Below are 22,368 nucleotides of genomic sequence, written 5' to 3'. Positions count from 1 at the left end.
ATGCTCTCCGAGTGCGTTTTATCGTGGTTTTATAGTACAAAAATAATTATTTATAAACCTAATGAAAATTATCCAAACGTTTGTAGATACTCTGTTTTACTCATCAACAAATTCGACACCTTCAGGAATTTCCGGTGTTACAAGAATGGTATCTTCTTTAAGTAAAGCAACTTTCCCTGGTTCCATTCCTTTTCTTTTAACAACATATTTTTTGAATGTATATGAAACAGGAACTAATCCAGCTGTTTTTGCTTTGCTATGATATGCCGCCAATGAAGCTACTTTTTTAAGCACTGATTTGGGAATAGGTTCTTTTGTGTTCTCAACTCTTAGAACAACATGAGAACCAGGCACTGCTCTGGCATGAAACCAATAGTCATTCTGTTTGGCAAATTTCAATGTCAGTAGGTCGTTGGATTTACTATCTTTTCCCACATAAACTTTATACTTATTATCTACTATATAGTGTTTGAATTTTTCCGAAATGGATTCTTGAATATTCTTTTCTGTTTTCATTTTTATTTTGAGTCCTTTTGCAATTTGTTCAAGTTCTTTAATGCTTGAGGAGTTTGAAGTTTTATTTTTGAACTCAATCAATTTGTCTTTTTCTCTACTTACATTTTCAATCAATTCGATTGCTTTGTGATATTGTGTTTTACTTTCTTTAGCTTTTTCAAAATAGCGATTAACATTTTCTTTTGGTGATAATTTTGGGTCAAGTTTGATTTCTATAGTTTGATCACTTTCATAGATGTCATCTAAAGTTATAGAATTCATTCCGGAATGAATCTTATTAATATTGATCAATAAAATATTTCCCAGGCGATTATAATCTTCTTCTTTACTTCCTCGCTCGATGATTGTTAAAAGATTATTCTGTTTATTTGAAATTCTTTTAAGTTCTCTTTCAATGTGCTTCAAGATTATATCTTTTTTCTCTTTAACCGATGCAAGGTGATGTATTTCCTTGATATAAAGCAAAAGTGCATCGTTTGAATTATCAAATTCATAAACTTTATTTTCAGAATCAGTTATGGGCAAATCTTTGAATGATATTTTTATATCGTAGTTGTTATAATCCACAATGACGATTGGATTATTGTTTTTGATGATTCCAACAACTTTCCTAATACCATCAATTAAACTCTTCGAACCGATGGCTTTTGCATATTGAAAAATATCCTTTCCGATAAAAGGATATTTTATTTTAATTGAATCAATATCAAGCAAATAATCTTCTTCAGTAAAATCGAGTGAATGAAATTCATTTATGTAATTTTTGTTTATTACTTCATTCTCAATGTTTGTTAAATCTTCGCTTTCAATTTTTTTGAAGGATGAAAAATCAGCCGTTGTTTTGAGATAAACATTTGTAAACTTTCCTCGTATTGTAAAAAACAATATTGAAGCATCATTAAAATAGAAAGCAATAATTCTGTCGTTGCTTGCAATAAAAATATCGTTGATAGTTTTACCTTTCAGAGGTTCGAATAACTCTAATGAATTTTTCTTAGCACGGATATAAAAATCTCTCATCAGAAAGTAGGGAAGAGAATGATTAACACAGAACTCCAGAAAAAGATGTTCTTCATCTTCAAATTCAATAACAAGTTTTTCCTTCTCCTGAGTGAAGATTGATTTTATTTTTTTATTAATAAAAACTTCTCTTAATTCGACTATGTGACGATTAAGGAAGAAATAGCTCTTTAACATTACTAATTCTCATTTGCATTTTCATTCATTACAAATTTACTAAAGTGTTTAGTGATATTTCCCTTAAGTTTGATTAAGTATGCGTTGATAAATATATTTGGAATGATGAAAAATCTTATCGAAAAACCATTTGTTAAAAAATCTCTTATCATTCTGGGAGTATTCGTAATATTCCTTCTGATTCTAGATAATATTTTATTACCCTGGTATGTTAGTTCTTCTGAAGAAGTGGTACCAAAAGTAATAGGACTCCCGGATTACGAAGCTATCGAAAAGTTAAATGACAGCGGTTTCGAGGCAATTATTGCTGACACAGCTTATGGCACTAATCAGCCTGCAGGGAAAATATTCCTGCAAAAACCCGAAGCCGGAAAGATTGTAAAGAAGGGAAGAACCGTTTATTTATTTGTGAGTGGTGGTGAACAAATGGTTTTCGTACCTCAATTAAAAGGTAAAAATATTGTCGATGCCAAACTTGCTTTGGAAAGAGTTGGTCTGAAACTCGGTCAGGTTGAACTTGTTTCATCAAATTATCCGAAAGATATGATTTTCGATCAGCAATATGTTGAAGGGACAAAGCTGAAGAAAGGTGAAACCATAAAAGTATTTGTCAGTAGCGGACAACTAGAAGGAACTATTGAAGTTCCTGATTTAATAGGTAAATCACTTACAGAAGCTCAAAGGATTCTTTCTGAAAATTCTCTCGAATTAGGAAAAGTGACCTATCAGATTTCAAATACTTTGCTCCCGAATACTGTTCTTGATCAATATCCGGTTCCTGGAAATAAATTAAATCCCGGAGAAAAAGTAGATCTTTTTATAACAAAGCAGGGGACTATAAAAGAGCCATTAGAAATTATTGAAGAATAGATTATGAAAATTTTAGCGCCATCAATTTTATCAGCTGACTTTACAAACTTATCTCAACAAATTCGACTTGTTGAAATGGCTGGAGCAGATTGGATTCACTGCGATGTGATGGACGGACATTTTGTTCCAAATATCACTTTTGGTCCTTTTATAGTTGAAGCGGTAAATAGAATAACTCATCTTCCGCTTGATGTCCATCTAATGATTGAAAAGCCGGAATTATATATTAAAGATTTTGTTGATGCCGGAGCGGATTATATCACTGTACATTATGAAGAAGTTGTTCATTTAAACCGGGTAATCAACCAGATCAAAGAACTCGGAGCAAAAGCCGGAGTAGTAATAAATCCGGCAACTCCGGTTCAGTCAATTCGGGATGTTGCCGAATACATTGATTTACTTTTAATAATGTCTGTCAATCCGGGTTTTGGCGGACAACAATTTATTCCGAATACAATAAGAAGAATACACGAAGCAGTTGAATTAAGGGAAAAGTTTCGAGCTAAATTTTTAATAGAGATTGACGGTGGAATAAATGCACAAACAATTAAAAGTACAAGCGACGCAGGTGCAGATGTTTTTGTAGCCGGAGCTTCAATCTTTAAATCAGAAAATATTAGTGCAGCAACAGCTGAATTAAAAAATATAATCTCTTCAAAATAAAATACTTATCAATTCCTTTTCATTTTATGATTACGCAGATTTTACATTCTGATGATTTGGACTTTCTTGATTACATTTCTAAAAAGTATTCAAACTATTCTTTAGCAAATCACAAAAACTTATTTCTCGAAGTCAGAAATCTTCCGGTAAATATCTTTAAAGAATCTGAGTTGTTTCTTCAGGAATTTATAAAATCTAAAAAGCTGTATTACAGAAAAGTTGATGATCAAAAATCAGATATAATTTTTCTTATTGACTCATTGGAAACACTATCAAACTATTTCCAACAAATTATTCTAATTAAGCAAAATGTTCTTGCTCAGGAAATTTTGGGAGCAATAAATAATTATTCTGAAATAAAAAAATTTCAGATTGGTAATAAAGTTTTTTCTTTTGATAAACCCTACCTTATGGGAATTCTCAATGTTACTCCAGATTCATTTTCTGACGGAGGAAAGTTTAATAATCTTGATGATGCAGTTACACACGCAATCGAAATGATTAATGATGGAGCAGACATTATTGATATTGGAGGAGAATCTACGAGACCTGGCTCAGAACCAGTTAGTGCAGAGGAAGAAATTAAAAGAGTTATTCCGGTTATCAAAGAAATTCTTAACAAAAAGCCCGAAGCAATTTTATCAATCGATACATATAAAAGCAAAGTTGCTGCAAAAGCATTAGAGGCAGGAGTAAAAATTGTTAATGACATCAGTGCTTTTACTTTCGATCCGGAAGTTGCTGATGTATGTAGTCACTTTGGTGCGACCGCAATTTTAATGCATATCAAAGGTACCCCCAAAACAATGCAGACCAGTATCGAATACAAAGAAATAATATCTGACATTTACGATTTTCTGAAATTACAAATTGATTATGCACTGGGGAAAGGAATTCAAAATATAATTATTGATCCTGGAATTGGATTTGGTAAAACAGTCAAAGATAACTTTAAGATAGTTAAGAGACTGAAAGACTTTAAATCACTTGGTTATCCGATTTTAATCGGAGTTTCAAGAAAGTCATTCATTGGGAAAACACTAAATCTCGAAGTTGAAGAAAGAGATTTGCCCACTGCAGCAATAGAAGCGGTTTCCATTTTAAACTCAGCCCGAATAATTCGAACTCATAATGTTAAAAATGGAAAACAAATTATTAAATTACTCATTGAAATAATTTGAGTTAATGTGATTGATTTATTCAAAATAGGATTTCTGACAGTTACACTTTCCGATGTAATTGACATTGCAATTGTTTCCTTTATCTTTTACAAACTTTATACAATATTGAGAGGAACTGTTGCAGCTCAAATTTTCATTGGATTGCTGATTATTTTGTTCTTTTCATTTATTGCTCAGGTAATTCATTTACGTGCTGTGAGCTGGTTATTAAAACTTATAACTGATGTATGGGTTATTGCTTTCGTAATTCTCTTCCAACCGGAAATCAGAAGGTTATTAGTTATCCTTGCCCGTAATCCATTCATAAAAAGATTTTTCAGACAGGAAGTTAATGAATCAGCAAAAGTAATTGCCGAAGCAGCCAATGAACTATCTCAACACCAGCACGGTGCTTTAATTGTAGTAGTTAAATCATCGGGCATAAGAGGTTTTGCTGAAACTGGTGAAATAATAAATGCAAAGCTTACAAAATCTTTATTAACATCAATATTCTTTCCACGATCTCCTTTACACGATGGAGCAGTAATTATCAAAGGAGATGTTATTGAAGCAGCCGGATGTACTTTACCATTATCTGCGATTACTTCGTGGCAGGGAAACACATTAGGAATGAGACATCGGGCTGGTTTGGGAATTTCAGAACAGGCAGATGTAATCAGTGTAATTGTATCAGAAGAAACCGGCAGCATATCAGTAGCTGAAAACGGTGAGCTAACAATGGGATTATCGAAGGAAGCTTTGATTAGCAGATTAATAAATGCAGCCGGGCAATCTCATCAAACAGGATGGAAAAATTTTATTGAGCAGCTCAGGAAGAAAAACTAGGATTGTAGCGGTTATTCCTTTTTATAATGAAAAGAAATTTATACTTAATGTTGTTAAACGAACTTTAAATTATGTTGATTTCCTAATCGCAGTTGATGATGGTTCAACTGATAACTCTGCTGAGTTACTGACTGCTGTTGAGAATGTTTTTATAATAAGAAACGAAAAGAACTATGGTAAAGGTTATTCACTACAACGAGGATTTGAAAAAGCAATTGAACTAAACTCAGATATTATTATTACTCTTGATGCAGATGACCAGCATAAACCAGAGTTGATTCCAATTTTTTTTGAGGGCATTAAAGAGAGTGATATAGTGATTGGAAACAGATTAAACGATTTGAAAACTATGCCTTTACACAGAAGATTAAGTAATAAAATTACTTCATCACTTCTTTCTAAAAAATTAGGCGTTGAGATTAAAGATAGTCAGTGCGGATTCAGAGCTTATCGTTCAGAAGTAATTAAAAAAGTGAAAACGGTTTTCCCAGGCTTCGAAGCTGAAAGTGAAATGATTGTAAAGGCGGTCAGGAAAAATTTCAGAATTAAATTTGTTGATATTCCAACTATTTATGGTGATCAGGAAAGTAAAATGAAATCGTTTCAAGCAATTAAAGGTTTCATAAAAGTAATGATGATTTAATATGGCAAAGAAAAAGTGGAAAATTGAAAAACTTCGTTATTCAAAACATCTCTTGAAAATTGCAAACCTTATCCTGAAGAATAGATTGGATAATCTTTTATTCTTTATTGATGAGTATTTTAATATAAAAGAAATTGAACCTTTACACGATGTCAGGATTGCGCTTAGACGAGTTAGATATAATATGGAATTATTTTTAGTTTGTTATGAAAAAAAATTATTTATGAGATTGTATAATAAAATTGAAAAACTTCAGGACTTATCAGGTTCTGTCAGGGATCTTGATGTATTTCTCGAAAACATTAATTCATTAAAGAATGAAAATGTACCAGTAAGCACAGAACTTGAAATCAAAATTAAAGAGAAGAGAAATTTACTTCAGCACGAATTTGAAGAAGAGCTACAAAAATTCATAAAGAGCAGTACACTAAAATCATTTTATAAAATCATCTCATAAATAGAGAGGTAGATATGAAACTAAAATATTTTGGTCACTCAGCTTTTCAAATCAAAACAGGAAAACATTCAATTCTTATCGATCCTTTTTTGGATGATAATCCCGTTAGTAAAACAAAGTCTAATCAGGTTGATGCAGATTTTATTGTTCTCACTCATGCTCACGGTGATCATCTCGGTGATGCATTAAAAATTGCAAAGAGATGTAACTCGCTATTCATCACTGTAAATGAATTAGCTGAATGGCTCAAATCAAAGGGAATGAAGGCGCATAATATGCACATTGGTGGTTCTCATCAATTTGATTTTGGAAGAGTTAAATTTACAATTGCTCATCACGGCTCAATCACTCCAGATGGTCAATATGCTGGCGAACCAGCCGGAGTTGTTCTTACTGTTGAGGAAAAAAATATTTATCACACTGGCGATACAGGTCTATTCTACGATATGAAACTTATTGGTGAAATGAATAATCCGATTGAATATATGCTTTGTCCGATCGGAGATAATTTTACAATGGGAATCACTGATGCTGTTAAAGCAGTAGAACTTGTTCAACCAAGAAATGTTGTTCCAATGCATTATAACACTTTCGGTTTAATTCAAGCTGACCCTGAAGAATTCAAAGCTAAAGTTACTTCAAAAGGATTCAATTGCAGAATAATGAACTTTGGTGATGAGATTGATATATAAATTACTTTTTAGTCAAGCAGATAAAATTTATTTTAGCACAATAAAATTTTCATTGTATTGAATGGCAAAAATTATTTCGATAGCAAATCAGAAAGGCGGAGTAGGGAAGACAACTACTGCAATTAATTTGTCTTCCTTACTTGCCGCTGCAGAAAAGAAAACTTTACTTGTAGATATTGATCCTCAGGCAAATTCTTCTTCCGGACTTAGTGTAACTAATCAACAGATTTCCGTTTATGATGTATTAGCCGGCACAAAGAATATTAACGATGTTATAATCAATACCTTTATGCCTTTTCTGGATTTGTTACCATCTAATATTAATCTTGTTGGTGCAGAAATAGAATTAGTTGATGTTGAAGGAAGAGAAGCAAAATTGAAAAATGCCTTAAAAGAAATAAATACTGAATATGATTTTATCCTGATTGATTGCCCACCATCGTTAGGATTACTTACACTCAATGCATTAACAGCATCTGACTCGGTACTTATTCCGGTTCAATGTGAATACTTTGCTTTGGAAGGACTAGGTCAACTTCTTAATACTATTAACATTGTTAAAAAGCATTTCAATCCATCTCTTTCTATAGAAGGTGTTTTACTTACAATGTTTGATACAAGATTAAGATTGTCTCATCAGGTTGCCGAAGAAGTGAGAAAATATTTTGGAGATAAAGTTTATAACACTGTCATTCACAGAAATGTAAGGATATCGGAAGCACCAAGTTATGGCAAACCAATAATTTTATATGATGCAATCTCGTCAGGTGCAAAAAATTATATGTCACTTGCAGCCGAACTTTTAGAGAGAAATTCAATAACTGCAAATAATAAACAAGGTAATGAGTAAGATGAAATCCAGTTTAGGTAGAGGACTTGATGCTCTTATCAATCCAAATTTAATTGAAGATAAGAGTGGTGAAAAAGTAACAGACCTTTCAAACATCAAACTTGATGATGGAAAACAGGTTGATATACTTGCTAAAATTGCTGTTGACCTGATATCACCAAATCCATTTCAACCAAGAACTAATTTTGATGTTGCTGCGCTCGAAGAATTAAAAAAATCAATTTTAATAAATGGACTAATTCAACCAATCACCGTAAGAAGAATTCAGGGCAACAGATATCAGCTTATCTCAGGTGAAAGAAGACTAAGAGCTTTCAAAGATATTGGATATAAAGAAATTCCTGCTTACATAATCAAAGTTGATTCGGATGAGATTCTACTTGCATTAGCTTTGATTGAAAACATTCAACGGGAACATCTTAATCCAATAGAAGTTGCAAAAGCATATAAAAGATTAATGGAAGAATGCCATTTGACTCAGGAAGAGATTGCTGAGAAAGTCGGAAAAGATAGAACAACAATTGCTAACACCATTCGCTTACTAAAGTTACCAGAAAAAATTCAGGATGCACTTGTTAAAGAAGAAATTTCTATGGGTCATGCGAGAGCTTTGATAAGTCTGCCGAATGAACAAATTCAACTTTTTGCATTAGACAAAATTTTAAAGGATGGTCTGTCGGTAAGAAAAGTTGAACAACTTGCCAAAACAATAAGTAAAAAGTCAACTGATTCGAAGAAACCAGGTGAAATTTCAGTTAGCACAAGTTCATTTTCAAATATACACGCACACGACCTTGAGGACAGACTAAGAAGAATCTTTGGAACTAAAGTAATTTGCAATCAAAGAAAAGATGGAACCGGTGAAATTAAAATTGAATTCTACTCAAATGATGAATTGGAAAGACTTCTTGAATTATTCGAAATCATTAATAAGACTTACAGTTAAGATAATTTTTTTCGTTATCATCTTTTCTGAATTTTCTCATTCACAGAATGCTGATAATAATTCGTTAAATCCATCCTTACCAGATACAACTTTTCAAATGACGAAATCTCCCTGGGGAGCTGTTGCAAGAAGTGCAATAATTCCCGGTTGGGGGCAATTTTATAATGAATCTTATTGGAAAGTTCCCTTAATCTGGGGAACTGCTGCCTGGTTTATTTATAACTGGATAGATAATGATAAACTTTACAATGATTACAAATCATTATATCAGTCAACTCAAAACGAATACTACAGAAGATTAAGAAACTTTTACAGAGATCAGCGGGATAACTTCACTATTTATTTGGGTTTACTTTATTTACTTAACTTAATCGATGCATATGTTGATGCGCATTTATTTGATTTTAATGTGAACGATGAGTTTGGCAGAAATGATTTTCAGATTAATCTTAGGATAAAACTCAATTGAGTTACATAAACGAAATACCTTGCTCTAATTGCGGAAGTCTGAATTTTGACTATGAGTACAAATGCAAAAATTGTAAATCATTCCTTCGCGAAAGAATCGTAAATATTGACTTAGGGGAAACACTGCTAAGATTAATTGACAGTCCATCAGAGGCATTTTACAAAATAAAATTATCTGAACATAAAAATTATGTATTGTTTATCGCTTTATTCCTTTCAATAAGATTTTTAATTATCTCACGATTTATTTCTGTCCCTTTTGTATATAATGAAATTCAGTTTAGTTTATTATTGTTACTTGGAATTTCAATACTACTTACATTTTCTGTACTGATGTTGATCTCATTCATATCATCAAAAATTTTTGCACTCAAAAAAATTAAAACCAGATTCAAAGATGTATTTTCAGTCATAATATATTCATTCGTTCCGAGTTTATTAGCATTATTTATTTTGTTTCCTATAGAGTTAGTATTTTATGGTGAATATCTTTTTTCTAACAATCCTTATCCTTATCAGATAAAAGAAAGCGTATTTTATTTTTTACTTGTTCTTGAAATTATGACAATTTTATGGTCCATTTTTCTTTTGACAAGTGGATTAAATGTTTTTTTGAAATCCAGATTTTTATCATTTATACTTTCAATCTCAATATGGATTATAATAGCAGTTGCACTTTTCATTCAATCAAAAATTTTTTTAATTCAATAGAAAAATCTTAAATGGAAACTGGTGTTTTAATAATTGGTAGTGGCATTGCAGGACTTTTTGCAGCTCTTAAAATTTCAGATTACGCAGATGTTATTGTTGTAACGAAAAAAGAAAAAGCAGAGTCGAATACGAATTATGCTCAGGGTGGAATTGCTTCTGTCATTGATCAACACGATTCATTTGAGAAGCATATCGAAGACACTTTGATAGCCGGAGCTGGACTTTGCAGAAGAGAATCAGTAGAATTAATGGTGAAAGAAGGTCCGGATAGAATTAAAGATTTAATTGAGATTGGTACTCAATTTACAAAAAGAAATGATGGATTTGATCTTGCCAGAGAAGGTGGTCACTCGATGCCAAGAATTTTGCACGCTAAAGATTTCACAGGAAAAGAAATTGAGCGAGCACTCATCGAAGCAATTTCTCAAAGAAAAAATATTCAGGTGCTTGAAAATTTTATTGCCATAGATTTGCTGACTGAACACAACTTTAGCGTAGATAAGAATATTAAAATTGAAAATAAGAATTGTTGGGGAGCTTACTTGTTAAATTGCCTGAACAATGAGGTTATTAAAATTACCGCTAAAGTTACTATTCTCGCTACAGGTGGTTTAGGACAGGTTTATCTTCATACAACTAATCCCAAAATTGCTACAGGTGATGGATTCGCAATGGCTTACAGAGCAGGAGTTAAATTAGGAAATATGGAATTCATCCAATTTCACCCAACAGCATTATATGGCTCAGCAAACTTACCAGAATTTGACTCACGATCTTTTTTAATTTCAGAAGCCGTAAGAGGTTTCGGAGGAATTCTCCGAACTAAAAATGGCGAAGAGTTTATGCATAAATACGATGAGCGAAAAGAACTTGCCCCACGAGATATAGTTGCAAGAGCAATTGACAGTGAATTAAAGAAATCCGGTGATGAATTTGTCTATCTTGATATAACTCATAAAAGTTCTGATGAAATAATTGATCACTTTCCTAATATTTACAATACTTGTTTAAAGCTTGGTATTGACATAACTAAACAAATGATTCCTGTTGTTCCTGCCGCTCATTATGCTTGCGGAGGAATAGTAGTAGATGCAAATAGCCAAACTTCCTTAAATGGACTTTATGCTTGTGGAGAAGTTTCGATGACAGGTGTTCACGGAGCAAACAGACTAGCAAGTAATTCATTGCTTGAAGCGATTGTGTTTGCTTACCGAGCTGCACAAGACATAAAAAAGTTTTTGTCTGATTATAAAGAAGCTATCCCGGATTTTCCTGATTGGGATGACTCAGGCACCCTCACATACGATGAGAAGGTATTAGTAACTCACAACATAAAAGAAGTAAAACATACAATGTGGGATTATGTTGGAATTGTCCGTTCAAATGAACGACTTCGTCGAGCACAGAAAAGAATTTCTATGCTTTTTGAAGAAAATGAAAAACTTTACAAGAAGACAAAAATTTTTCAAACTATTCTGGAAGCAAGAAATCTCATAGCGTGCGCACATGTCATCATTAAGTCAGCTCAAAAGAGGAAAGAAAGCAGAGGATTACATTTTAATATAGATTATCCGGAATCTGATCCACAATTTCTCAGAGATACAATATTAGAAAATAAAAACTATTAAGCAGAAGGATTTTTAATTAACAAATATCCTTCAAAACTTTAATCTTATTATTTTTGAATTAAAAATTCCAGAGTATTATGCACCGATTATCACTCTTATCAAAAATTTTTCTTACAATAGCTCTTGCTTCAGGCACTTTGTGGTTAGGTTCATATACAGTTAAACTTTTCAGCATTTATAATTTTTTTGACCTTGACCAGAATAATTCACTAATTCTGAAAAGTGCTTTATCTAATGTTGACCTGAAACCCGTTATTTTCGAATTGCTACCGGTTCTTACTTTTTCATTGATAAGTTATATTGTTTTTATCGTTTTCAGTGCTGCCTTCTTATTTTTATCAAAGATAAGTCTAAAAGCCAATGGATGGCTATTTATTTCCATAATGATTGTTCTTATCTGTTTACCTTTTGAAGTATTATTATCCCTAAAAGACTATAAAATCATTAATCTGATAATGAGTGGTTCAAATAATTCACAAGAGATGATTGAAATAATTAAATCAAGAATTACAGAGTTAAGTTCATTTCCAATTGTTTCAATAATATTACATTACTCAATATTTATATTATTAGTTTTCAAACCCTTAACTAAAAAGAATTAGTATGAAGATTAAAGAAAAAGAGTTTGAACAAATCATTGATGAATTAAAACAAGTCGCTTCTCAGCTTGGTGTCTCCGTCAGATTCGAGAAAGGGGATTTTAAAGGTGGTTTTTGTATTGTCAAAGAGAATAAGATAATTGTAATAAATAAATTTGCTAACACTCAAAGGAAAGCGGCGATTTTAGCTACAGCTCTAAAAGAATTAGGTGTAGATGATATTTACATCAATCCGAGATTGAGAGAAATTATTGATGAAATGACGGAGAATACATGAATATACTGATATTAAATGGCCCTAACTTAAATCTTTTATCTCAGAGAGATAAATCCAATTACGGAAACAAAGATTTTAATATCATTCTTGAAGAACTTAAAAAAGAATTTCCTGATGTTATTTTCTCATACTTCCAGTCAAATTCCGAGGGTGAACTTATAGATAAAATTCAGGAAGCTTCAAAAATTTATGATGGACTGATAATTAATCCGGGAGGATATGCCCATACTTCAGTAGCAATTAAAGATGCATTGGAAATTTGCAAAATACCCAAGGTTGAAGTTCATCTATCTAATCTGGCTAAAAGAGAAGACTTCAGACAAAATTTATTAACTGCCTCAAGTTGTGATGGTTATATTTCCGGTTTGAAAGACCTTGGATATTATTTAGCAGTAATTGCTATAAAAAGGTTGAATTCCGAGAGATCAAACACCTAATCAGAATCTTTTAAGCTACTACTTTTCTGAATCAGGGTATATTGTGCTTTTACAAGAGATTACTTATTTTCACCTCAGTAATAAACTTAAACTTCTATGAAAGATCTATCAATTAAAAAATTATATTACTCGATTAGTGAAGTGAGCAAACTTACTGGTATCGAGCAATATATTTTAAGATATTGGGAAACTGAATTTGAGCAGTTAAGACCTCAAAAAAACAGAGCTGGAAACAGGATTTATACCAACAAAGACATTCAACTTATTTTATATATCAAAAATCTTCTTAGAGAAAGAAAATATACAATAGAAGGTGCGAAAAAAATCTTGGAAAATTATTCCGCAGAAAAACTAACTGAAGAGCAAACACAGACTTCTGAACCTGAAACCGCCAAAGCAAAAGTTGAAGAAGTAAATCCAGGAACTAAGGATAAACAGGTGTTAAAAAAAGACCTTGAAGAATTAAAAAATTTACTTGAAGTTTTATTAGCAAAATTATAAAACACGGAACGTGGCGCAGCCCGGTAGCGTACCTGAATGGGGTTCAGGTGGTCGCGGGTTCAAATCCCGCCGTTCCGACAAAAAATTGACCCTCAACTAAGAGGGTCTTTTAATTTTACTCAGGAGAATTTTATGAACAGAGTTGTTTTAACTTTTACACTAGTATTTTCATATTCGATTACTTTTTCCCAATCCATTTTGGATGATGCTGAACAACAGTATAAAATTATTGGCAATTTTATCACTGAATCTGGTGAAACAATTAAAGACTGTAAACTTGGGTACAGAGTTTTCGGTACTGTTAATAATGATTCTTCAAATATCATTTTATATTGTACATGGTTTGGTGGTAACTCTGAAGCAATCGGAAGACTGATAAGAAAATATCAATTTATTGATACTTCAAAATTTCTGATTATTGCAGTGGATGCATTAGGTAATGGGGTTTCATCATCACCTTCCAATTATCAGGATAAATTTCCTGAAATAACAATTAAAGACATGATTAATTCTCAATTTAATCTTATTAAAAATCATTTTAAGCTAAAAAATATTTATGCGATAATTGGTGGTTCAATGGGAAGTATGCAGGCACTTCAGTGGTCAGTAACTTATCCCGATTTTGCGAAGAAAATTATTGCTTATGTTCCTTCACCAAAACTTTCATCTTATGATATGTTATGGATAAATACACAAATTAAATTAATAGAAACTTTGCGAAAGTATAAGTCTTCTGAGAGGGAAATTAAGACTCTAAGTGATATGATGACAGCACTATATTCAAGAACTTCCGGCTATATTGTTGAGAATATAAAACCTGAAAAGTTTGATGAATATCTTAACTCATTTAATAAAGATCCGGATAAAATTTTTACAATAGATAATTATCTTTCTCAATTAAAAGCGATTTTAAAATTTGATATAAGTAAAGATTTCGAAGGCGATTTAAATAAAGCTGCCAAACAGATTAGAAGTAAGTTATTTATGATAATTTCAAAAAGAGATATGATGGTAAATCCAACTTATTCATATCAGCTTGCCGATATGACTGGTTGCAGAACACTAATTTTAGATAATAACTGCGGTCATCTGGCAGTAACTTGTGAAATAGATAAAGTGAGAAAATCGATTGATGATTTTCTTAAAGATTAGTTCGGATACTTTCCAACTAATTTATTAATCCATCTGTGAAATGAATGAATTGATTTTACAGGTTCAGCAAACATCATTATACATTCACCTGCAATTACATTTATTCCATTTTTTTCACAATGTTCAATAGCAGCTTTAGATTCCGAACCTTGTTGCATCCAGATATGACTGATTGAATTTCTAATCAAGTCATCAACAATTTTTTCTGTTTCTTGCGGTGGGATTACTGTTATAACCGCATCAACTTTTATTGGAGACTCATCCAAACTTTTGAACAATTTTTCATTCCCAATTACACCACCGTTTTTATTTATTCCAATTACATTGTATCCGGCTTTTTTGAGTTGATTATAAACTGCAACACCAAATCCTTTTCCTTTGGCTGAGACTCCAAATACAGCAATATTCCTAAAAGATAAAAATTCATCTATTAATTCTCTAGGTTTCATAACAACTCCATAAATGTTCGTCTCTAAACTAGTTAATTATTCGCAAAGTACTACAATAATTTCATAAAATTTTTACTTATAGTTAACTTTGTTTGAAAAGAATTTCAAACTATAACAGATTAAAAAGTAAAGTTATGATTTACGAATACGATAAACCGATTTCATATTGCGGAATATTCGGCATTTATGGTCACCCGTGTGCTTCACTTCAAGCTTATTATGGTTTACACGCACTTCAGCATCGTGGTCAGGAAGCTTGTGGAATTGTATCACGATCTTTCAATGGTGATGGCAGAGCACATTTCAACATACTAAAGGGAGAAGGACTGGTTTCTGAAGTTTTTGCTGATTCAGAATCTTTGAACTCTTTATTAACCGGAGACTCTGCAATCGGGCACAATAGATATTCAACTACAGGAGCTTCTAAATCACGAAAGAATATTCAACCCTTTATGGTAAACTATCGTCTGGGCAATCTTGCAATTGCACACAATGGAAATCTTACGAATGCAAAAGAACTGAGAGAAGAATTAGTTAATGAAGGAGCAATTTTTCAAACAACAAGCGACACCGAAGTAATCTTACATCTTATCGCAAGAAGTAAAATAGATAATCAGATTGATCAGATAATCGAAGCATTAAACAGAATTCAGGGGGCTTATTGTCTTGTTATTTTAACAGATGATAAACTTATCGCAGCCCGCGATCCGCTTGGTTTCCGTCCGCTATCAATTGGTAAACTTGATAATTCATTTTTAGTTGCCTCTGAAACCTGTGCATTTGATATTCAGTCAGCAGAATTTATTAGAGAAGTTGAACCGGGTGAATTAATTGTAATTGATGATGAAGTTATTCAATCAGGTCGAATAAAATCACAAAGAATTAATGGAAATCCAGAACCTAAGAAACATTGCGTATTCGAATACATTTATTTTTCAAGACCTGACAGTTTTATCTTTGGACATAATGTAGATAAAATGAGAAGACGACTGGGAAAAGAACTTGCACGTAAACATCCTGTCACTGATCCTGATGGAGAACGCGTTTATGTGATCAGTGTGCCGGATAGTTCGAATACAACAGCATTGGGATATGCAAGAGAATTAGAAAAACAGGGAATAGATGCAAGACTTGAAATTGGTTTGATTCGAAGCCACTATATTGGAAGAACTTTTATTCAACCAGGTCAGAGTAACAGAGAAATCGGAGTTAGAATAAAATTCAATATTGTTAAAGGTGTACTTGAAGGAAGAACAATTGTTGTTGTTGATGATTCAATTGTGCGCGGTACAACATCGAGGCAACTTGTTCACTTGTTAAAAGAAGCTAATCCAAAAGCGATTCATCTGAGAATTTCATCCCCACCAATTATGCATCCTTGTTTTTATGGAATGGACTTTCCAAGTAAGGAAGAATTAATAGCTCATCGGCTTAATGGCAATATTGAAGCGATAAAAGATTACCTTGAAGTTGATAGTCTTGAATATTTATCTATCGGAGAGATGTTGGAAGCAGTTTCTGAAGCTGGTAAGGATAATTTTTGTACGGCTTGCTTCTCAGGACTATATCCAACAAATGTGGATTTAAACTTCAAAAAGGAAATGTATGAAATTTAAATTTGTTCTCTTCTTATTTCTTTTTGCACAACTCAACTCATTTTCCCAATCAACATTTTTTATCAAATACAAAAATTCAGTAGCACTTTCTGAAATAGCAAATAAGCTTGCTGTAAAAAAGATAAGTGGAGCTTTTGAAAATCGTCCCGTAGTGCTGCCGGATTTTCAAATGAATTATCTTGCAAAGGGATTAGCCAAAGAAGATGAAATATTAGGCAGAATAATTACTATAAGATTCTCAAAAATAATTGAGGAGAACTATCTGTCTTCGTTAGTTATGAATGATCCTGAAATCGAATACATTCAGGAGGCACAAACTTATCAGATTGATGCTTTACCAAATGATTCGCTTGTATCCCAACAATGGGCTTTAGGAAAAATAAAAGCATTTGATGCGTGGAATATTACCCAGGGAGTTGACTCAGTTCTTCTCGCTATAATTGATACTGGAATTGATTATGATCATCCTGATTTGAAAAATAAAATTTATCAGAATTCTGGTGAGATTGGTTTGGATGCTTTTGGTAATGATAAAAGATTCAATGGTATTGATGACGATGGAAATGGATTTATAGATGATTTTCGCGGCTGGGATTTCACTGACCGGGCTGGTTTTCCATTTGATTCAACTGGTGGGGATTATCTTAACTGGGATAATGATCCTTATGATGACCAGGGACACGGAACTTTTATAGCAGGAATTGCTGCAGCTGAAACAAACAATTTCATTGGTATTGCAGGAACAGCGCCAAATATAAAATTGCTTAATCTACGGGCTTTTGATCCAGGTGGATATGGTGAAGAAGATGATGTTGCTGCAGCGATTTTATATGCAATTAAGATGAATGCAAAAGTAATCAATATGAGCTTTGGTGATAACTCATTCTCACTTGTATTGCGTGATGTTATTCAATATGCTTATTCTCAGAATTTAGTTTTAGTTGCCAGTGCCGGAAACTCAGGTTCGAATTTACCTCACTATCCTTCAGGTTATTCAGAAGTTATTTGTGTCGGTAATTCAACCTCAGATGATTTCGTTGCAGCTTCTTCAAACTGGGGTTCAACTATTGATTTGGTTGCACCGGGCACTAACATTCTAACGACATCAAGAAATTCAGGTTATGCTTCAATTAATGGCACTTCAGCGTCAGCACCATTTGTTTCTGCAACTGCGGCGCTCATATTGTCTTTGCAAAATTTTTCTAATGAAGAAATTAAACAAATTATCAAATCAACGACAGATGATATTGGAGAGCTTGGCTGGGATTTGAGAAGTGGTGCAGGTAGATTAAATACCGAAAGAGCAATAAGAGTTTTAGCTCCTTCCATTGTTAAATTTCATAATCCAACAATGGATTATGCAACCTCAGATAATAATATTGAAATCATTGCAACAGTTCTTTCTGCTTACTTCCAATCATATAAACTTGATCTCGGAATCGGTTTTAATCCAACTTCCTGGCAAAGCTTAATTTCTGATGGACGTAATCAATTTAACCGACAAAAAATTTACGATCTCAATACTTCAAATTTGGTTGATACAGCATATACTCTTAGAATTTTAGTTAATCAAACAAATGGAAGAACTCTGGAAGAGCGAATTAATTTTTTTATTGACAGAACCTCTCCTCAAACTGAACTAATATCAGTTGGTCCGATGTATTATGGCGATAAATTGACTATTGTATCAGCGGTTTACACTAATGAGCCATCATTGGTTCGCTTATACTATAGAAAATCTGGCGAAGCAGAATATAAATTTATAACACTCGATGGCTTTACAACCAATAATCAATTTGTTAAACAATTACATTATGGATTTATTCCTAAAGAAATAGTTGACCAGAATTCAATTTATCAAACTTTTATTGAGGCAGAGAATCTTGTTGGACTAAAAACAACAGTTAAGAATAATGGAAACGATTTTATTGTTTCTACAGTCAACGAAGTGAACCTGGTTGATGCTATAAAGATGCCTTTTTCATTACCGCCTGGAAGTCCATATCAAAACCCCATTAGCTTAACTAATAGTTCAGACTCTGAAATAATTTTAAGAACAATCTCAAATTCAAGAAACTCAACAATCTTTTCTTTTTCTAATGGAAATTTTGTCATCAAGGATTCAATAAGTGACCGCTTTGTTAAAGACCACGGTGATTTTAACAGAAATGGACTGATTGATTTACTTACTTTTTTTGTTCGTGATGGTTTTATGATGGAACAAAGTAACAACAATAGTTCATCCTTCATAACTAAGTTTAGTAAAACTGGTGGGGATTTCTGGCCAATACTTGCAAAAGATATCGATAACGATGGAATCACTGAAGTTTTAGCTGTTAAGAATGACTCTACAATAAGTGTTTGGGAAGTTGACCAAAATCTAAACCTTTCTGAAAAAACTGCCGTTAAAAATTTTACTCAGAAAAAATTTGGTGGAAACATAATCGATTTTCCAAATGCAATTATTTGCGATTCAAACGGAGATGGAATTTTCGAACTTTGGTTTGTGGATGCCGATGGAGATATTTTTAGTTTTAGAATAACAGGCAATAATTCTTTCACACCAGATATTACTATTCCAATAGAATTCATCGGCTCAAATGCTTACCTGGCTGCCGGAGATTATAATTATGATGGTATAACAGATATTGCTGTATTGTTACATTCAATCGAACCAATTGATATTGCACCATACTATAGATTGATAATTTTTAGTCTCGCAGATAATCAATTATCAATTATATATGATTTTCCATTCATAGATGCTGCAGTTGAGTTTAATAATTCTTTCAGAAGAGCAGAAAATTCTTTACGGTTTGTAGATATTGATAATGATGGTGGGAAAGAATTTGTTCTCTTTACATTTCCTTATGCTTATATCTTTAAATATTTTCCTTCTGGTACAAGATTGATTTCATATTTTGAAAACATTAATTCGAACTCAATTCTCGTAAGTGATTTTAATGGTAATTATATTCCTGAAATTGCATTTCCTAATTCGAATGGAATAGATTTTTATGAATTTGCTTCCGGTTTTAAAACTCCAACGCCATTTGCTCTCGATGGCTTTAGTGTTGATAGCACTACTGTAAAACTTAATTGGATTAGCGATGGAGAAAAGTTTATTATCTACAAAGGAACTTCGTCGGAAAATTTGGCGCCAATCGATTCAGTTTTTACTAACTTTTACGATGATACTAATGTTTCAAACAGAACTGATTATTTCTACGCCGTGCAAGCTTATGACAGTCAATATCCGGAATCATACTCAGGACTTTCAAAAGTTATCAAAGTTTATGTGCATAATCCAGCAAAGATATCTAATGTTACAGCAACAACATCAAAGAATATAATTGTCCGATTTAATGAAAAAATAAAAACGACAATTGAAAATCTTCAATCATTTGAAGTGATAAATTCCGGATATCCAAATTCTGTTTCACCTGCTGATGAATTTTCTTATTTGATTTCTTTTGACTACCAATTACCTTACGGATTAAATTTACTTTTAGTAAAAAATTTAAGAGATTTTTACAATTCACCTATTGATCAGGATACTGTTGAATTTACTGTGATGATTTTACCTGAGCAAGAAGAATTCTTCGTTACTGGTTCTGAAATACTGAATCCATATAGAGTTAACATCACTTTTAATCTTCCGGTTGATGAAGCAACGGCATCAGATAAAAATAATTATTCATTTTCACCTTCGAATACCATCAGCTCAGTAAACATAAATAATAACATTGTTACGCTTGATTTAAGCGGAGGAAAACCAATTGGTTCAGTCGGAAAAGAATATGTTCTTCAGATAAATAATTTGAAATCATCATCTGCTTCGGGTAGTATTCCTTTGAAGTCCGGTGCAGGTAGTTATGTTGTGCTTACAGGAACATCAAAAGATTTATCTGATGTTTTTGTTTATCCAAACCCAGCAAAAGTTGGAGATGGTAACTCCCTTATAACTTTTGCAAATTTAACAAATAGAGTGAAGATCAATATTCTATCCCTAAATGGTAAACAGATTAAGGAAATTATTTCAAACACAGATAACGGTGGAGTAAATTACGATTTAACAGATGAGAAAGGGGAGAAGATACCCAGCGGAATTTATATATACCGAATTGTCAGTTTGGATGAAAGCCAGAATGAAACTCAGGAAATCTTTGGTAAATTTGCAGTAATAAGATGAAAATTAATAGTAAAGAATTTTTTACAGTTTCAAACCTGCTTTCATTGTTGAGGTTGCTATTAGCAATTCCAATATGGATTTTGTTTGATTATTATAATTCTGAAGTATCTATTAAATATTGGTTATTTGCACTTTGTGTTTTTGCTGCTATAACAGATATTCTTGATGGTTTTCTGGCAAGGAAACTTAATCAAGTCACTGAAGCTGGTAAAATAATTGACCCTTTAGCTGATAAAATTGCGATGGCTGTAGTTGTTATAAGATTGGCTATGTTGGGTGAACTTCCTTTTTATTATCTATCATTGATAGTTGTTAGAGATCTTTTAATCTTTTTAGGTGGGATTTATGTTACAAATAAAATTGGTAAAGTCTTACCTTCAAATATCTTAGGGAAAGCAACTGTGCTTATTATTGGCATAGTGGTTTTACTAACATTGTTGCAAATAGATAAAAATAGTTTGCTTTTTAATATCTTTTACTACTTTAGTATAATAATGATTGTATTGTCATTTATTGCTTATGTGATCAGAGCAAACGAATATCTTCAAAGGAAAAAATCGGTATGAGTTTCTTCAAAAATTTCAGTTTAGATAAAATAAAAAACGGTCTTTCGAAGACCAGGAATAAAATTGTACAGTCTATCTCTGAAACTCTCACTGGTAAAGCTCAGATTGATGATAATACGCTCGACCAAATAGAAGAAATTTTAATTACATCTGACATTGGTGCTGAAACTGCAGAGATGATAATTGACAATTTAAGGAAAGCCCTTAAAAGCGAGAAAGATCGTTCCGTCGAGAATGTATTGAGACTAATTAAAATTGAGTTATCTAAAATTCTAATCGACAGTAATAATAAAAATCAATCTATCATAAGACCTTACATTATTGTTGTCGTTGGAGTCAATGGTGTTGGTAAGACAACTTCCATTGGTAAATTGGCTTACAATTACAAAAATCTTGGTTATAAAGTGATAGTTGGTGCTGCAGATACCTTCAGAGCAGCTGCAAATGAGCAACTTGAAATTTGGGCTCAACGAGCCGGAGTTGAAATAATAAATAGCAATAAAGGTGCTGATCCATCATCAGTTGCTTTTGAAACGATAAAACGAGCTGTTGATGAAAACTATGATATTGTTTTAATTGATACCGCGGGACGACTACATAATAAAACCAATCTGATGAATGAGTTGTCTAAAATAAAAAAAGTTATTAAGAAGTTTTCTGATTCTGCTCCGCATGAAACTTTACTCGTTCTTGATGGTACAACAGGTCAAAATGCTCTTGTACAGGCAATTGAGTTTTCTAAAGTAATTGAACTTACAGGACTCATAATAACTAAACTGGATGGAACTGCTAAAGGAGGAATGGTATTTCAGATTAGTAATAAATTAAAAATTCCGATAAAGTATATAGGAGTAGGTGAGGGAATTGAAGATCTTCAGGAGTTCGATAAAGAAACATTCATCTCAGCCCTATTTGAATTAAAGTAAGGATTA

The 22,368-nt window shown here is 32.5% G+C and carries 23 protein-coding genes and 1 tRNA gene; 22 read left to right on the top strand and 2 right to left on the bottom strand.

Annotated elements, in window-relative coordinates:
• Positions 1-96: 96 nt before the first annotated feature.
• Complete coding sequence (locus Q0X14_RS02555; protein WP_297842024.1) at positions 97-1,713, bottom strand: NFACT RNA binding domain-containing protein; 1,617 nt, start codon at positions 1,711-1,713, stop codon at positions 97-99.
• Positions 1,714-1,797: 84 nt separating this feature from the next.
• On the opposite strand from Q0X14_RS02555, the gene Q0X14_RS02550 reads away from it, so the two are divergent.
• From Q0X14_RS02550 to Q0X14_RS02465, 18 genes are all read left to right on the top strand, one after another.
• On the top strand, positions 1,798-2,583 hold the full coding sequence (locus tag Q0X14_RS02550; RefSeq protein ID WP_297842020.1) for a PASTA domain-containing protein: 786 nt from the start codon (positions 1,798-1,800) through the stop codon (positions 2,581-2,583).
• A gap of 3 nt (positions 2,584-2,586) precedes the next feature.
• The gene (gene rpe, locus Q0X14_RS02545) at positions 2,587-3,246 is read left to right on the top strand and encodes a ribulose-phosphate 3-epimerase (RefSeq protein WP_297842017.1); all 660 of its coding nucleotides are present in this window, start codon (positions 2,587-2,589) and stop codon (positions 3,244-3,246) included.
• A 26-nt stretch (positions 3,247-3,272) separates the two neighbouring features.
• The gene (gene folP, locus Q0X14_RS02540; protein ID WP_297842015.1) at positions 3,273-4,427 is read left to right on the top strand and encodes a dihydropteroate synthase; all 1,155 of its coding nucleotides are present in this window, start codon (positions 3,273-3,275) and stop codon (positions 4,425-4,427) included.
• Positions 4,428-4,433: 6 nt separating this feature from the next.
• A complete protein-coding gene (cdaA, locus tag Q0X14_RS02535; protein WP_297842012.1) occupies positions 4,434-5,252 on the top strand; it encodes a diadenylate cyclase CdaA in 819 nt (272 codons plus the stop codon).
• Positions 5,227-5,895, top strand: a complete 669-nt coding sequence (locus Q0X14_RS02530; RefSeq protein ID WP_297842009.1) for a glycosyltransferase family 2 protein — start codon at positions 5,227-5,229, stop codon at positions 5,893-5,895. Before cdaA ends, Q0X14_RS02530 begins: the two co-directional genes overlap by 26 nt.
• A gap of 1 nt (position 5,896) precedes the next feature.
• Positions 5,897-6,352 (top strand): CHAD domain-containing protein, encoded by a 456-nt coding sequence (locus Q0X14_RS02525; RefSeq protein ID WP_297842007.1) that lies wholly within the window; start codon positions 5,897-5,899, stop codon positions 6,350-6,352.
• A 14-nt stretch (positions 6,353-6,366) separates the two neighbouring features.
• Entirely contained in the window at positions 6,367-7,044 is a 678-nt protein-coding gene (locus Q0X14_RS02520; RefSeq protein ID WP_297842004.1) for a metal-dependent hydrolase, read from the top strand.
• A gap of 61 nt (positions 7,045-7,105) precedes the next feature.
• Positions 7,106-7,894 carry an AAA family ATPase gene (locus Q0X14_RS02515; RefSeq protein ID WP_297842001.1) on the top strand — a complete coding sequence of 263 codons (789 nt, stop codon included), beginning with the start codon at positions 7,106-7,108 and terminating at the stop codon, positions 7,892-7,894.
• A 1-nt stretch (position 7,895) separates the two neighbouring features.
• A complete protein-coding gene (locus Q0X14_RS02510) occupies positions 7,896-8,840 on the top strand; it encodes a ParB/RepB/Spo0J family partition protein (RefSeq protein WP_297841998.1) in 945 nt (314 codons plus the stop codon).
• A complete protein-coding gene (locus tag Q0X14_RS02505; protein WP_297841996.1) occupies positions 8,803-9,309 on the top strand; it encodes a DUF5683 domain-containing protein in 507 nt (168 codons plus the stop codon). The genes Q0X14_RS02510 and Q0X14_RS02505 overlap by 38 nt, the downstream gene beginning before the upstream one ends.
• A complete protein-coding gene (locus Q0X14_RS02500) occupies positions 9,306-10,019 on the top strand; it encodes a YIP1 family protein (RefSeq protein ID WP_297841994.1) in 714 nt (237 codons plus the stop codon). The genes Q0X14_RS02505 and Q0X14_RS02500 overlap by 4 nt, the downstream gene beginning before the upstream one ends.
• A gap of 11 nt (positions 10,020-10,030) precedes the next feature.
• Complete coding sequence (gene nadB / locus Q0X14_RS02495) at positions 10,031-11,647, top strand: L-aspartate oxidase (RefSeq protein WP_297841991.1); 1,617 nt, start codon at positions 10,031-10,033, stop codon at positions 11,645-11,647.
• Between the two features lie 77 nt (positions 11,648-11,724).
• Positions 11,725-12,249: a hypothetical protein gene (locus Q0X14_RS02490; RefSeq protein ID WP_297841988.1), complete on the top strand. Its 525-nt coding sequence runs from the start codon at positions 11,725-11,727 to the stop codon at positions 12,247-12,249.
• A gap of 1 nt (position 12,250) precedes the next feature.
• Positions 12,251-12,523: a hypothetical protein gene (locus tag Q0X14_RS02485; RefSeq protein ID WP_297841985.1), complete on the top strand. Its 273-nt coding sequence runs from the start codon at positions 12,251-12,253 to the stop codon at positions 12,521-12,523.
• Positions 12,520-12,960 (top strand): type II 3-dehydroquinate dehydratase, encoded by a 441-nt coding sequence (locus tag Q0X14_RS02480; protein WP_297841983.1) that lies wholly within the window; start codon positions 12,520-12,522, stop codon positions 12,958-12,960. Before Q0X14_RS02485 ends, Q0X14_RS02480 begins: the two co-directional genes overlap by 4 nt.
• Before the next feature lie 96 nt (positions 12,961-13,056).
• Positions 13,057-13,461, top strand: coding sequence for a MerR family transcriptional regulator (locus Q0X14_RS02475; protein WP_297841980.1), 405 nt, complete (start codon positions 13,057-13,059; stop codon positions 13,459-13,461).
• Between the two features lie 4 nt (positions 13,462-13,465).
• Positions 13,466-13,539 (top strand) — tRNA-Pro (locus Q0X14_RS02470).
• Positions 13,540-13,593: 54 nt separating this feature from the next.
• Positions 13,594-14,613, top strand: a complete 1,020-nt coding sequence (locus tag Q0X14_RS02465) for an alpha/beta fold hydrolase (RefSeq protein WP_297841977.1) — start codon at positions 13,594-13,596, stop codon at positions 14,611-14,613.
• On the opposite strand, the gene Q0X14_RS02460 is transcribed toward Q0X14_RS02465, so the two are convergent.
• Entirely contained in the window at positions 14,610-15,062 is a 453-nt protein-coding gene (locus Q0X14_RS02460; RefSeq protein WP_297841974.1) for a CoA-binding protein, read from the bottom strand. The genes Q0X14_RS02465 and Q0X14_RS02460 overlap by 4 nt on opposite strands.
• Before the next feature lie 134 nt (positions 15,063-15,196).
• Between Q0X14_RS02460 and purF the strand changes: the two genes are divergently transcribed.
• From purF to ftsY, 4 genes are read left to right on the top strand one after another with little or no spacing between them, the layout of a single operon-like run.
• The gene (gene purF / locus Q0X14_RS02455; RefSeq protein ID WP_297841970.1) at positions 15,197-16,678 is read left to right on the top strand and encodes an amidophosphoribosyltransferase; all 1,482 of its coding nucleotides are present in this window, start codon (positions 15,197-15,199) and stop codon (positions 16,676-16,678) included.
• Complete coding sequence (locus Q0X14_RS02450) at positions 16,668-20,870, top strand: S8 family serine peptidase (protein ID WP_297841967.1); 4,203 nt, start codon at positions 16,668-16,670, stop codon at positions 20,868-20,870. Before purF ends, Q0X14_RS02450 begins: the two co-directional genes overlap by 11 nt.
• Complete coding sequence (locus Q0X14_RS02445; protein ID WP_297841964.1) at positions 20,867-21,436, top strand: CDP-alcohol phosphatidyltransferase family protein; 570 nt, start codon at positions 20,867-20,869, stop codon at positions 21,434-21,436. The genes Q0X14_RS02450 and Q0X14_RS02445 overlap by 4 nt, the downstream gene beginning before the upstream one ends.
• Positions 21,433-22,362: a signal recognition particle-docking protein FtsY gene (ftsY, locus tag Q0X14_RS02440; protein ID WP_297841961.1), complete on the top strand. Its 930-nt coding sequence runs from the start codon at positions 21,433-21,435 to the stop codon at positions 22,360-22,362. The genes Q0X14_RS02445 and ftsY overlap by 4 nt, the downstream gene beginning before the upstream one ends.
• The last annotated feature ends 6 nt before the right edge of the window (positions 22,363-22,368 follow it).

Origin of the sequence: Ignavibacterium sp. (genome assembly GCF_025998815.1) — a bacterium.
Classification (GTDB): Bacteria; Bacteroidota; Ignavibacteria; order Ignavibacteriales; family Ignavibacteriaceae; genus Ignavibacterium.
The sequence above is the reverse complement of the archived record's forward strand: the minus strand, read 5'-3'. Positions and strand labels throughout refer to the sequence as shown.